Source organism: Brevibacterium sp. LAARM3_SD1, from assembly GCF_057364765.1.
In genome coordinates this window covers 1-13,503 of sequence record NZ_JBNFOL010000028.1, presented here as the reverse complement: position 1 = coordinate 13,503, position 13,503 = coordinate 1, and the positions used below count along the sequence as shown (strand labels likewise).

The window sequence follows — 13,503 nt, the reverse complement described above, 5'->3', positions numbered from 1 at the left end:
AATCCGTCGCGGCGACGCCCCGAATTCGTCGACCGTCCCTAATCTCGTCAACTATGACGACTGCAGAAACCCTCCTGACCCCTTCCGGCCGCACCGCTGCCGCCAGGGACGATGACTCGACGCCGACCCTGCGTCCCGATGCGCTGCTGCTCGACTTCGGCGGAGTCGTCTTCTCCACTCGCAAGAGGCCGGAGGCCGGCCTCGAGGTCGCCCGGATCGCCGCGGAGCTGCTGGCCCAGGCCGGACACCACCGCAGCCCGGACGAGCTCGCGTCCGTCTTCGCCGGAGGCGGGGTCGCTCTGCGCGATTGGAAGAACAGCCAATCGCGTCTGCTCGAGCCGATCGAGCTCGACCACCGCACCATCTGGCGCGACTTCTACGCTTCGCCGCTTCCGGCCGCCGAACGCGAGGTCCTCGTCGGTCATGCCGGCGAACTCCAGCGCGAACTGACCACCCGCAGCTCCGAGCACACCCTGCGCACCGGTCTCGTCGAACTCCTCGACACCGCCGCCGAGCTCGGCGTGCCCGTCGGCATCGTGTCCAACGCCCACTCGGGCCGAGCCCACCGGGCCATCCTCGACCAGACCGGCCTGACCGGGCGATTCGCCGTCCAGCTCTATTCGGATGAGGTCGGCATCCGCAAACCGCACCCGGGCATCATCGACCTCGCCGCCCGGGCCCTGGGCACCAGTGCCCGGCGGTGCTGGTACGTCGGCGACACGCTCGACCGCGATGTCGTGGCCGGACGACGAGCGGGCGTCGCGGCCGTGATGGTCACGCGCTCGCACCACACCGACACACCGCCGTTCCCCGTGACCGAACGCGCCGACCTCGTCGTCGACGAGCCTGGCGGCATCGTCCCGGCGCTGCGGAGGACCGTGCGGTCCTCGTCCGCGGGCCCCACCCTCGCCGAGGCGGCCGCCGGTCGGCCCGTTCCTTTGGGGGTGAGCGAGAGCGACCGGCTGCCGTCGGCGCTGCTGCTCGACCATGGGGGAGTGATCTCGACCTCCGAGCCCGACGAGCTCGGCCTCGCGGCCTTCACCGCACGGCTGGCCGAAGGGCTCAGCGCGGCAGGCCACGCCACCACCGCCGACCAAGCGGCCTCCGGGCTCGCCTCCGGCCGCATCCGGCACAAGGAGTGGAAGGCCGCACACGAGTCCGTCAACGGCGGTCCGGTTCCCGAGATCGACCCGGTCACGTTCTGGGCCGAACTCGTCGGACCCGAACTGCCCGGTGACCCGGACGCGGTCGCCGCCTGGCTGCACGCCGAGGCCCACCGCCTGATGTACGACTACTCGCGAGTGAAGTCGGCACGAACGCCGCGACCGGGCATCGTCGAGCTGCTGCGCACCGCGGGCGAGCTCGGGATCCCGGTCGGCATCGTGTCGAACACCGTGTCCGGACGGGGGATCCGCAGCCTGCTCGAGGACCAGGGACTGCTCGACCTCATCGCCGCTCACGCCTACTCCGACGAAGTCGGCCGCCGCAAACCCGACCCTTTGGGAGTGCGGACCGTCCTCACCGCCGTCGATGCCGACCCGCGCCGGGCCTGGTTCGTCGGCGACAAACCGCACCGGGACGTTCCGGCCGCCCGGGCCGGCGGAGTCGGCACCGTCGTGATCGTGCGCGGCGGGGCCACCGGCGACGACGAGCTGGAGGAGGCCATCGCCTCCGACCCGACGCTTCGGCCCGACCACCTCCTCGACTCGATCGAGGACCTGCTCCCGCTCGTCTTCGCTCCCACTGTTTCATCTCAGCCCGACTCGCAGCCGACTGCGACGTCGACGAAAGGACGATCATGATCCGCTCGGCGCAGCCAGGACCCGACGACCCCACACGAACACCCAGCGAGTCCGCGCGATCCGCCTCCGCGCCCACACGAACACCCAGCTCCGATTCCTTCGAATCGGCCGAACTGCGACGGTCCGGCGACGGTCTGTCGAGTTCGCAGAAGCTGATGATCCTCGTCCTGTCCATGACGCTCTACGGAGTCGGCGACATCGTCGCCTCGGTGCTGCCCGAGATCTCGGTCGGACCGCTCGAACTCGGGGTGTCCTACTTCTCCTTCATCGCCGTCGTCCTCGCCGCGCTGCTCAACCCGGTCTGGGTCGCCCTCGGCGCTCCCCTCGGTGAGCTCGTGTTCTCCGATATGCTCCTCGGCGACTTCGCCGGACTCAGCGAACTCGAGGGCTACCTCGAAACGGCCCTGGCGATCTACATCGCCGGTGTGATCGTCCGCGATCCCTGCCGCCGGTCGCAGCTGGCCCTGGCCTGCGTGACGATGGTGCTCATCGACAAGGTCAGCGGCGGCATCATCGACATCGTCAAGGTCGCCGTCGGCATCGATCCCGAAACACTCGAGGAATCCGATGGGCTCTTCTCCGCCTTCGTCATCGCCGAAGGCCTCGACATCATCGTCACCGTCGCGTTCTCAGGCGTCCTGTTCGGCATCCTGCCCGCGATCTGGCTGGCACCGCGACTCTACGGAAAGATCGAACCGATCATGGGTCTGCGCCCCCGCGACCCCGCCGACCCTCCGCGGCTGAGGGGACCCGGCGGGATCGGGTTCTGGCTCGTGGCCGTGTTCGCCGTCGTCGCTGCCGCCGCGATCGCACTGCTGGCCGCCTGGGAGGAGTTCGTCGGCAAGCAGGGCCTGTCAACGATCGGCAGCTTCGAACTCGGGGCCGACGGACAGCCCGGATTCGGCTTGCTGGCCGTCTTCGGCGCCGTGGTCGTCGCCCTCGGCATCATCATCGTGCTGGCAGTCGCGAGCAAGCGCCGCCGTCGGAGCGTCGGTGAGGGCGAGGGGCGGCGATGAACCGGGAGACGACGCCGGCCATCGAGGTCAGCGACCTGCGATTCCGCTACCCGGGCAGCCCCGTCGAGTCCCTGCGCGGAGTCGACCTGCGCATCGAGCGGGGAGACTTCGTCGCCGTCGTCGGCGGCAACGGTTCGGGCAAGACGACGCTGTGCAAGTCCTTCAACGGGCTCATCCCGCACTTCTGGAACGGCGACATCTCGGGCACGGTCCGGTGCAACGGCCGCAGCACGGCCCACCGCACCGTCGGCGAGATCGCCCGGGACGTCGGCTACGTGTTCCAGGACTTCGGCAACCAGATCGTGCGGCCGACCCCGCGCGACGACATCTCCTTCGGTCCCCTCAACTTCGGCTGCGAGGACTGGCGGGAACGCACCGAGGCGGTGCTGGACGACCTCGACATCGCCCACATCGCCGATGCCCAGACCTGGCAGCTCTCCGGCGGACAGCAGCACCTGACCGCCCTGGCCGGTGTGCTCGCCCTGGCTCCGGACATCATCGTCGTCGACGAACCCGCCGCCGAGGTCGACCCGCTGCGGGCCGCCGTCGTCTACGACCACCTCGCCCGGCTCAATGAGCGCGGCATCACCATCATCGTCATCGAGCATCACGCCGAGCTCGTGGCGAAGTACGCGAAGACCGTCGTGCTCATGTCCGAAGGACAGGTCAGCTGGTGCCTTCCCGTCGCCGAGGCGCTGTCTCGCACCGCCGACCTCGAGGCCGCTGACATCCCCGCACCCCAGGTGGTCGCGGCCGCCCGCGCCCTCGTGCCCGACGTCGCCCGTGGGATCAGGTCCGCACCGCTGACGATCGAGGAGTGCGCCGAGGCGGTCCGAGACGCCCTCGGCCCGGACGTGAGCGCGACGGACCTGACCGGCCCCGCTCTCGACAGACCCGCAGACCCGGCCGTGGACGGGTCTGCTCGGGCAACGGCCGCGGCCGACCCGGTCCCGGAGTTGATGACGACCGGTCCGGCCTCGGGCGTCGGGCGGACCGTGGCCGAGGTCCGCGGCGTCACCGTCGGATACCAGACGATCAGCGGAGCTCGCAGCACCGTCATCGACGATCTCGATCTGCGTCTGCACGCTGGTGAGCGAGTGGCGCTGGTGGGCTCGAACGGGGCCGGCAAATCCACTCTGCTGTCGACGCTGTCGGGGATGAAGCTGCCCCGGGACGGCAGCGTCGTCATCGACGGGCAGGAGACGAGCAGGCTCAGCCCCTCGGAACTGGCCGGAACAGTGTGCTACCTCGTCCAACGCCCCGACCAGATGTTCCTCCAGGACTCCATCAGCGCCGATATCGGCATGTTCCCGCGCTCGCGCGGGCTGCCCGACGCCGCGGAGATCACCGCCGAGGTCCTCGACCGGGTCGGACTCAGTCAGGTCGGTGACCGTGACGGGCGCCTGCTCTCGGGCGGGCAGCAGCGGCGAGCGACCCTGGCGATCGGGCTGGCGATGCGTCCGACCCTGCTGCTGCTCGACGAGCCGACCTCAAGCCTCGACCTGCGCTCCCGCGATGATGTCATCGACATGCTCGACGCCCTGGCCGAGCACATCCTCTGCAGTGTCGTGGCCACCCACGATATGCACCTCGTGGCCGAATGGTCCGATCGCGTGATCGTCCTCGACCACGGTCGCATCATCGCCGACACCGACCCGACCGGACTCTTCGCCGATCAGGACCTGCTCGATCGCGCACGCCTGGTCCCACCGCAGGTGACGCAGCTGGGCCAGCAGCTCGGCCTCGACCCGATCCCGCTGTCGCTGCCGGACCTGATCACCCGTACGACCCACGCCGAGGAGGTTGTGAGATGACCGCCGTCCACCCCAGTTCCGCCCCGCCGGAGGCCACCGCGCAGACGCACAGCGCTGCCCGGACAGCAGGCACCGCACCGGCAGGCTCGGCCGTTCGCGATCTGACCGCCTATGACCCCGACAGCCCGGCCTCCCAGTCCGGGAACGGAAAGGACAGGGAGGGCGGCCGCAAGCGCAAGGACCGAGGCCGACTCTCCGTCGAATGGGTCACCCTCGAACTCATGCGGGTCGCCTATGCCTCACGCGGCGGATTCCTCTCCCGACGGGATCCCCGGGCGGTCATCATCTGGTACGTCATCTGCGCGATCGCGCCCTGGCTGACCTACGACCTCACGGTGCTCACGACCCTGTTCGCGCTCGCCGCGGTCGCGGCCCTGTCCGCACGGATCGGCCCGCTCCTGCTCGGGCTCTTCGTCGTCGGCCTCATCACGCAGGGCATCTATGTGCTCGTGCTCGTGCTGATCCTCGGCGGTGATGTCGGTGCGCTGACCGGACTGCTGCAGACCTCCCTCAAACTGGGCACGGTATCCCTGGTGAGCATGGCCGCGTTCGTCTCCCTCGAACCGGAGAAGCTCTCCGACGGATTCCAGGCCCTGCGGGTCCCCGCCGTCGTCGGGTTCGGCGTCAGCTACGGCTACCGGATGGTGCCGCTGCTGGTGACCGAGTTCCAGACGATCGTCGATGGGCACCGACTGCGCGGAGCCCCGCCTCGGGGGCACGGATTCCTCGGTTGGCGGACATTCGCGCGGTTGGGAGGCATCGCCGTGCAGTCCTTCTATCCGCTGATGCTCAACACCGCCCGACGCACCCGGACCACCGTCGAAGGCCTCGAGACCCGCGGGTTCGGAACGGCGACTGCTGCCACGCGCAGCCTGCGGCTGGCCCACCTGCGCTTCACAGCAGTCGATGCGGCGCTGCTGGTCGGCACGGTGGTCCTCATCGTCGCCTCCTACTGGTTCGGCGCACTGGTGCCGTGACAGCCGCCCGCCTCCTGTGCACGGAGCGTCCGCCTCCTGGGCACGGGCGGTCTCAATCGACGAGGCGGAGCCCGCGGAAGCGGTTGAGCGCCGCGGCGATCTCCTGTGTCCGGGGGCGGGCGAGGTGACCGGGATGAGCGCGGTGGCCGGTGATCCCGTCGATGCCCTGGGCATCGAGCATGGCGTCGATCTCGGTCAGCGCCTCGGTGATGGAGGTCGTGCCGTCGAAGATCTCGGCCAGGTACTCCAGCGCCTCGGCGATGGCACCGGTCTGCTGGCCGTCGATGAGCTGGGACAGGGCGGCGAGGTCGATGAAGCTTCGACCGAACTGCACCGTGTCGAGGCCCTTGGCCTTGGCCGATTTCGTCTTCGACGACGGTCGCAGCGCTCCGGCAGTGGGTACGCGCGCCGGGGCAGCGGCGAACACTGCGTCCGGGGCCTCGGCCGAGGGCCCGGCACCGTCCTCGGCCCCACGAGCTCGCGGGCGCGGGCGGTGACATCGGCGGGGACATAGGCGTCGAGGGCGATGACGAGGTCGGCGACCTCGAAGAAGGCACTCGAACCACCGGCGACGAGGACCGTGGAGACCCCGCGCTCGGTCAGCAGCGGGCGCACGCGGGAGACGAACGGAGTGATCGGTTCGCGCTCGGCGGGGATGAGCGCACGCATCCGGTCATCGCGGATCATGAAGTTCGTCGCCGAGGTGTCCTCGTCGATGAGCAGCGTGCGTGCCCCGGTCTCGAGGGCCTCGACGAGGTTGGCCGCCTGAGACGTCGACCCGCTGGCGTTCGTCGTGGAGAAGAATCTCGTGTCAGAGCCCGAGGGTAGGTTGTTGATGAACGCCGAGATGTCGTCGCCGGTGACGGCGCGACCGTCCTCGGCTCGAATGGAGGTGGCAGTCGGGTCGCTGATGACCCATTCGCGTCCGTCGCCGGCGATATGCGGGTAGACGCCGCGTTCGAGCGCGCGCAGAATCGTCGACTTCCCGTGATAGCCGCCGCCGACGATGACGGTGACTCCGCGTGGGATGCCCATCCCGGTGATGCTGCGGCCGCTGGAGAGTTCGACCGTGTGCTCGAGTTCGGGAGGGGAGGTGAAGACAACCGCATCGGAGGACTTCATCGGCAGGTCCGAATCCCCGGATTTTCGCGGGAGAATCGCTCCATTTCCGACGAACCCGATGAGTCCTGCTTCGCCGAGGTGGCTGCGCAGTTCCAGCTGATCCCGGTGCAGTTGGACGTGGTCGGCGAGCCCCTGGGCCGATGGGGCGGGAGTGTTCCCTCCTCTGCCTGCTGGGGCGCCTGACCAACGGTCGAAGAGGAAGAGCCGTTCGGCGAATTCCGGCAGATCACGGGTGAGGATGTCCGCTGCCTGATGGCCGAGGATGCGACGGCCGCGCGCAGGCAGATTGACGAGCAGTCGTGCCTCGAACCCGGCGTTGTCGATGAGGATGTTCGTCCGCTCGAGGATCTCCTGCCCGGGGTGGCCGAGGATGAGTGCGCGCTGATCGAGCTTCGCAAGCACCTCGTTGCCGGCTCGGAGCAGATAATCGGCGGCGGCGATGCGGTCGGCGCGATCAGTGGTGAGGTCGAGCGGGAACTTCGCATCGGCACGGTCGACTCGGACCCGGACCTTCGACGGGGAAGCGAACGGATCGGCCTGGACCCGGTCGATGAAAACGGTGACCGGTCCGAAAGTGTAGCGGCCGCGGATCTGCTTGAGATTGCCGTAGCTGCGACCGTCGAGGTTATGCAGAGTAGAGGCGAGATTCGACTGACGTGAACTCATTTCACTCATATTACTGGTGACAGATGAATGCCTACTCAGCGGATCAAGGCTCGATGCCGTAGAACTTCGCCGCGTTCGACCAGAACACGGCGTCCGCCTCGGCGGGGGTGAGCACCTGACGAAGGAGCGCGAAATCAGCGTCGGCGAAGGGGCGACGTGCCCGCGTCGACGGCAGGTCGGTCCCCACCATCAGAGCGGTCGGGTCGGTGTCGACGATGCGACGGACCGCCTCGGCGGGATCGAGCTCCAAACGACCGAACCCAGTGGCTTTGACCTTGACTCCGGCCTCGACGAGGCGCAGCAGGGTGGACAGTCCGTCCTCGTGCATGCCCAGATGATCGATGCTCACCGCCGGAAGTGAGGCGATGCGTGCGGCGAGGTCCTCAGTGATCGTGCGAGCGTCGATATAGAGCTCGGCGTGCCATCCGACGAGGCCATGGACCCGACGTGCAAAGCTGTCGAGGGCGTCGAGGGTGGCCGAGCCACCGCGGGCGATATTGAATCGCAGAGCCTTGATGCCGGCTGCGTCGAGGCGCTGGATTTGATCATCGGTGGTCTCATCCGGCAGCTGGGTGACGCCGACATAGTTCGATCCGAATTCGCTCAGGGCGTCGATGAGGTATCCCTGGTCGAAGCGTTGGAATGACCCGGACACGACGGCGCCTCCGGCGATCTCGACTCCCACATCGGGGAGGCTCTGGAGTCGCGCGCGATAATCAGTGACCGTGAACGGATCGGGCAGATAACCGTTGTTCTCGATCAGCGGATGGTTCGGATCGATGATGTGCAGGTGCGCGTCGAAGGCATGCTGGAGTTCGCTCATACCGTCAACTTACTGGCTCGGACGTGCCCCTCGTTCAATGCGTGGCGCGAAAGCCGACTCGTGCACAGTTCGATCGACGCGCCACGCCTTGAAGACGGTCAGTCTGCCTTGAGTCCGACGGACGGATCGGGCAGGTAGACTTCTCCTCCCGATGCGAGGAACTCGCGGCTCTTCTGCTGCATTCCCGCCAGGGCTGCCTGCGCCTCGGCGCTGCCGTAGGTGTCTCGGATGTCCTGGGAGATGCGCATCGAGCAGAATTTCGGCCCGCACATCGAGCAGAAGTGCGCGGTCTTCGCCGGTTCGGCCGGCAGGGTCTCATCGTGGAACGCCTCAGCAGTCTCCGGATCGAGGCCGAGGGCGAACTGGTCTCGCCACCGGAACTCGAACCGAGCCTTCGACAGCGCATCGTCGCGGGCCGTCGCACCGGGGTGGCCCTTCGCGACATCGGCGGCATGCGCGGCGATCTTGTACGTGATCACTCCGGTCTTGACATCGTCGCGGTCGGGCAGGCCCAGATGCTCCTTCGGTGTGACGTAGCAGAGCATCGCCGTGCCGTAGCGGGCAATCTCCGTCGCCCCGATCGCCGAGGTGATGTGGTCGTAGCCGGGTGCGATGTCCGTGACCAGCGGACCCAGGGTATAGAACGGTGCCCCGTGGCACAGCTCCTGCTGGCGTTCGACGTTCTCCCGCACGAGGTGGAGGGGAATATGCCCGGGCCCTTCGACCATGACCTGGACGTCGTGGGCCCAGGCCCTTTCGGTCAGCTCGGCCAGGGTGTCGAGTTCGGCGAACTGGGCGGCGTCATTGGCATCGGCGATGGATCCCGGTCGCAGCCCGTCGCCGAGTGAGAACGCGACATCGTAGCGGGCGAAGATCTCGCAGAGTTCGTCGAAGTGGGTGTAGAGGAAGTTCTCCTCGTGGTGGGCCAAGCACCAGCCGGCTATGATGGATCCTCCGCGGGAGACCATCCCGGTGACCCGGTCGGCCGTCAGCGGCACATAGCGCAGGAGCACGCCGGCATGGACGGTCATGTAGTCCACGCCCTGCTCGCACTGTTCGATGACGGTGTCGCGATAGATCTCCCAGGTCAGTGCGTTCGCATCGCCGTCGACCTTCTCCAGGGCCTGGTAGATCGGGACGGTGCCGATGGGGATCGGGGAGTTGCGGATGATCCATTCCCGGGTGGTATGGATGTCATTGCCGGTCGACAGGTCCATCAGGGTGTCGGCACCCCACTTCGCGGCCCAACGCAGCTTCTGCACCTCCTCGGCGATGGAGCTGGTGACTGCGGAGTTGCCGATGTTCGCGTTGATCTTGACGAGGAACGCCTTACCGATGATCATCGGCTCGGATTCGGGGTGGTTGATGTTGTTCGGAATGATCGCGCGACCGGCGGCGAGCTCGGCACGGACGAGCTCGACATCGCACTGCTCACGAAGCGCCACGAACCGCATCTCCGGGGTGATGATGCCCTGCCGGGCGTAGTGCATCTGGGTGACCGTGCGGCCGGCCTTGGCGCGACGAGGAACCGGTTTGCGTCCCTTCCACTGCTGAGACGGGGCACCCCGGCGTACGGCCGCACGACCATCGTCGGCGATGCGGTGGCCGCGGGCGTCATACGTCTCAGTGTCGAGGCGGTTCTCGATCCACGGAAAACGCAGAGCCGGCAGCCCCTCCTCCGGAATGCTGCCCGGTCCGACGGTGCGGTAGACATCGACTGGATCGTTGGCACGGCCGTTCGAGTCCTCGAGATCGATGCGGGTCACGGGAACGCGGATGCCGTGTTCCTCGTCATCAATCCATGCCGGCGAATGCGTCGGATACTGCTCGAGGGTGAACTGGTCGTCCGCCGCTGCGGCAGACGAAACCGCGTCAGGCGAAGCTGTGGCTGGGGCAGGTGTTTCCGGGGTGAATGCAGTCAACTGCAGTCCTCACTTCCTACGCCGGTATCAACCGGATCAGGTTCTACGGTCTCGGACGATCCAGTCCGATCTCAGCCCTTGCAGCGGGCTCCCGTGGGGTCGTGCAATTCGTATCACGACTGACGCAGTGAGGACAACTGCACTTTCGGCGGAATCGAGTCCCTCCGGAAATGCGGCGCGGCGGTCAGCTGCCCTGGAGGAACGCCTTCGCGGCCGCGCCGAGAGCGACGACGTCAGAGACCGCGACCATTTCGCGTGCCGAGTGCATCGAGTACAGGGCAGGACCGACGTCGACGGTGGTCATTCCCAGACGGGTCGCGGTCAGCGGTCCGATCGTCGAACCGCAGGGCATCGCATTGTTCGAGACGAAATCCTGGTATTCGACTCCGGCGGCCGCGCACGCCTGCGACCACACCGCGGTGCCGACCGCATCCGTGGCGTAGCGCTGCTGAGCATTGAGCTTGAGCAGGGGACCGCCGCCGAGGCGGGGGCGCACATGCGGATCATGACGTTCCGGATAGTTCGGATGGGCAGCATGCCCGGCATCGGAGGAGACACACACCGAGGAGGCCATCGATGCGAGATAATCGCTGCGCGTCGACTGCGGCAGCAATGAGGCGACGATGCGCTCGGTGACATCGGCGAGGAACGGACCACACGCACCCGAACGCGAATTCGACCCGATCTCCTCATGATCGAAGGCCGCCAACAGGGGGATGCCGTCGAGCCTATCGGCATCGAGCTGGGTCAGTGCGGTGACGCCGGCGTGGACGGACAGCAGGTTGTCCAGCCTCGGCGAGGCGAAGAATTCCTCGGCGGCACCGAAGAGGGCCGGCTCCTGAGTGGGAATGGTGTAGACGTCGTGACCGACGACAGTTTCGGCATCGACGCCGGCGGAGGCGGCGAGCAGTTCGATGATGTCCGCCTCAGCGAGATCGGCCAGACCGATGACGGGAGCGGTATGACGCTGCTTGTCCAAGGCCAGACCTTCATTGACCTGCCGGTCCAGGTGGATCGCGAGCTGCGGGATGCGGGCGATCGGCCCGGTTCGGGCGAGCACGATGCTGCCGTCGGCAAGGCTGAGCCGCCCGGCGAAGGCGAGCTCGCGGTCGAGCCACGAATTCAGCAGCGGCCCGCCGTAGATCTCGACTCCCACCTGACGGGTGCCCTCGACGGTGTACTCGCCGCCGGGTTTGAGCTTGAAAGCGGGGGAATCGGTGTGGGAACCGAACACGCGGAACCGGGGAGCCGCCTCGGTGACGGTGGGATTCATCCAAGCGATGAGCGCGCCGTCGCGGATGACGTAGTGCCCGGTCCCGGGCGTCAGCGCCCAGGGAACGGTCTCGTCGAGACGGGAGAATCCGGCCTCTTCCATCCGTTTCGCAGCGGTGGCCACCGCGTGGTATGAGCTGGGGGATGCGCTGACGAAGTCGCCGAGGTCGGCCGCTGTCGTCGCGGCCGTGTCCGGTCTCGGGAGTGATTCATTCATTTCCCCAGCCTATCGTTTGCGGTAGTTTGGATGACATAAGACAGGTCTCGGGCGCCGGGTTGCCACCGCGTTCGAGAATCAGGCGGGGGCAGCGACCCTGCGACCGCACCAGCGACGGCAAGGAGTGTTCGACGTGAACCAGTTCGTGACGGAGTGGAACACCTGGCGCGACTCACGAAACTCGGCACTGGCGAAACCGTTCGGCTGGCTCAGCGTCGTCGGACTGCACTGGCTCGACGCCGAATCGACCTGGACCGACGCCCCCGGTACTTTCACCGTCGACGACGGGTGGGTGACCGTGTCCCTGAAAACCGGCATCAAGGCCGGACCCGCCGCCGAGACGTTCGATCTGCTCAGCAAGGTCGAAAACGGCGGTGCCTCGGGTGGAGGCGCCGGTGGCGGTGTTGGGACGAATGATTCGGGTGGGACCAACTCCGGACCGACTCGGGCGACCAGCCCGGCAGTGCCCAGCGACACCTCGACCCTGCCGACGGTCACGGACCAGGTGAATGCGGGCGGATCCGACGCGGGCGTGGCAGGCTCTGGCTCTGCCGGTGGCGATTCTGTTGCGGGAGCCGATGCCGGATCCGGCGGACACGACGCTGTGTCTGCCCGACCCCAGGTCCGTGTCGAGGAGAACGGGTTCAGCGCTAAGCTTCCTGCCGGCGGATCGCTCAACTGGTTCACCGTCGGCAACGTCCTCTACGAACTCATCGACCGGGGCGGCCGCCTCGGTGTGCGTGTGCGCAATTCGAAGTCCCCGCTGCTCGGGAAGTTCTTCGAGGTTCCGGTCTTCGACCCGGACCCGGACTTCGTCTTCCTCGCTCGGTTCACCCGATTCGATCCGTTCCGGACCTACACGATCGAAACCGCCCAGGAGGACCTGCAGCTGCAGACGCAGGCGGCGGGAATCGTCACCTTCGAGACTCAGCAGGGCGAAGTCAGCCTGCTCGCCACCGGATGCCCGAAGACCGGACTCCAGCTGGACTTCCACGATTCGACGAATGGGAGCACCACCTCGTCGTGGCGGACCATCGACCTCGGAGTGCCGAACCAGGACGGGTCGCTCGTCATCGATTTCAACCGGGCGGTGAACTACCCGTTCGCGTTCACCTCGTTCGCCACCTGCCCGGCCCCGATCGAGGGAAACGTCGTTCCCTTCGACGTCACCGCAGGTGAGCGGCGTCCTCCGTTCTTCTACTCGGAGGCTGGGATCAACGTGCCGTTCCTCTTCTACGTGTGGTGGGACGAAGAGAGCGCCGAGGTGACTCGCCCCTGGTACTCGCGTTTCGGCCTCGACATCACGATCCTCAACCCCAGCCACGACGATGGGCGGATCTCGCTCGTCGGCTTCGACGGGGTCGCCATGTCTGGCGGAGATCTGTCACCGCTGGGGCGTAAGGCCCGGTCGCGGCTCATCGATGTCGCCACGGAGGCGCTGACCTCGCGGATTCCGGTCATCGGCATCGGCGCGTACTCGGCGTTCGTCATCCAAGCTCAGCGGGAGCTGCGTTCCCAGCAGGGCTATGTCGATGGCATCGAGAGGGAATACGAGGCGCCGGCGGACCGTCTGCTCATCGTGATGAACAACGAACTCGACCCGGAAAAGGCCGGTTTCGACATCGTCCACACCGATGCCAGCGGGCTGATCTATGTGGAGATGCCCTTCGACATCCCACTCGAATCCGATCGCACCGAGGTCGAGGATCTCCAGGCGGCGATGGAATCCGATGCTCCGATCACGAGCTGGCAGGAGTTCGACTACCGCATGGTCGCCCTCATCCGTCACCACCGCTGAGTCCCAGCGTCCACTTTCCTCCCCGAACTACCTGACGGCGGCCCAGCAACCTCGCGCGAGGTTGCTGGGCCGCC

General features: G+C 67.2%; 10 protein-coding genes and 1 riboswitch. Of the genes, 5 read left to right on the top strand and 5 right to left on the bottom strand.

The features are described 5' to 3' along the window. The first annotated feature begins 53 nt into the window (after positions 1-53). The 4 genes from AC2W7L_RS14345 to AC2W7L_RS14330 are packed head-to-tail and all read left to right on the top strand — an operon-like array spanning position 54 to position 5,609. Positions 54-1,802, top strand: a complete 1,749-nt coding sequence (locus tag AC2W7L_RS14345; protein WP_486004967.1) for an HAD-IA family hydrolase — start codon at positions 54-56, stop codon at positions 1,800-1,802. Continuing rightward, on the top strand, positions 1,799-2,818 hold the full coding sequence (locus AC2W7L_RS14340) for a DUF8171 family membrane protein (RefSeq protein ID WP_486004966.1): 1,020 nt from the start codon (positions 1,799-1,801) through the stop codon (positions 2,816-2,818). Before AC2W7L_RS14345 ends, AC2W7L_RS14340 begins: the two co-directional genes overlap by 4 nt. Next, a complete protein-coding gene (locus tag AC2W7L_RS14335; protein ID WP_486004965.1) occupies positions 2,815-4,632 on the top strand; it encodes an ABC transporter ATP-binding protein in 1,818 nt (605 codons plus the stop codon). Before AC2W7L_RS14340 ends, AC2W7L_RS14335 begins: the two co-directional genes overlap by 4 nt. Next, positions 4,629-5,609, top strand: coding sequence for an energy-coupling factor transporter transmembrane component T family protein (locus AC2W7L_RS14330; protein ID WP_486004964.1), 981 nt, complete (start codon positions 4,629-4,631; stop codon positions 5,607-5,609). The genes AC2W7L_RS14335 and AC2W7L_RS14330 overlap by 4 nt, the downstream gene beginning before the upstream one ends. 52 nt (positions 5,610-5,661) lie before the next feature. On the opposite strand, the gene AC2W7L_RS14325 is transcribed toward AC2W7L_RS14330, so the two are convergent. From AC2W7L_RS14325 to AC2W7L_RS14305, 5 genes are all read right to left on the bottom strand, one after another. Then, complete coding sequence (locus AC2W7L_RS14325; protein WP_486004993.1) at positions 5,662-5,907, bottom strand: hypothetical protein; 246 nt, start codon at positions 5,905-5,907, stop codon at positions 5,662-5,664. After that, positions 5,805-7,397 (bottom strand): P-loop domain-containing protein, encoded by a 1,593-nt coding sequence (locus tag AC2W7L_RS14320; protein WP_486004963.1) that lies wholly within the window; start codon positions 7,395-7,397, stop codon positions 5,805-5,807. Before AC2W7L_RS14320 ends, AC2W7L_RS14325 begins: the two co-directional genes overlap by 103 nt. A 43-nt stretch (positions 7,398-7,440) precedes the next feature. Further along, positions 7,441-8,220 (bottom strand): amidohydrolase family protein, encoded by a 780-nt coding sequence (locus AC2W7L_RS14315; protein WP_486004962.1) that lies wholly within the window; start codon positions 8,218-8,220, stop codon positions 7,441-7,443. 98 nt (positions 8,221-8,318) lie between these two features. After that, complete coding sequence (gene thiC / locus AC2W7L_RS14310) at positions 8,319-10,142, bottom strand: phosphomethylpyrimidine synthase ThiC (RefSeq protein ID WP_486004961.1); 1,824 nt, start codon at positions 10,140-10,142, stop codon at positions 8,319-8,321. Beyond that, positions 10,138-10,246: riboswitch (TPP riboswitch) on the bottom strand. It overlaps the preceding gene by 5 nt. An 80-nt stretch (positions 10,247-10,326) precedes the next feature. Continuing rightward, entirely contained in the window at positions 10,327-11,631 is a 1,305-nt protein-coding gene (locus AC2W7L_RS14305; RefSeq protein WP_486004960.1) for a M18 family aminopeptidase, read from the bottom strand. Positions 11,632-11,764: 133 nt separating this feature from the next. Between AC2W7L_RS14305 and AC2W7L_RS14300 the strand changes: the two genes are divergently transcribed. Further along, entirely contained in the window at positions 11,765-13,429 is a 1,665-nt protein-coding gene (locus tag AC2W7L_RS14300; RefSeq protein ID WP_486004959.1) for a DUF1684 domain-containing protein, read from the top strand. The last annotated feature ends 74 nt before the right edge of the window (positions 13,430-13,503 follow it).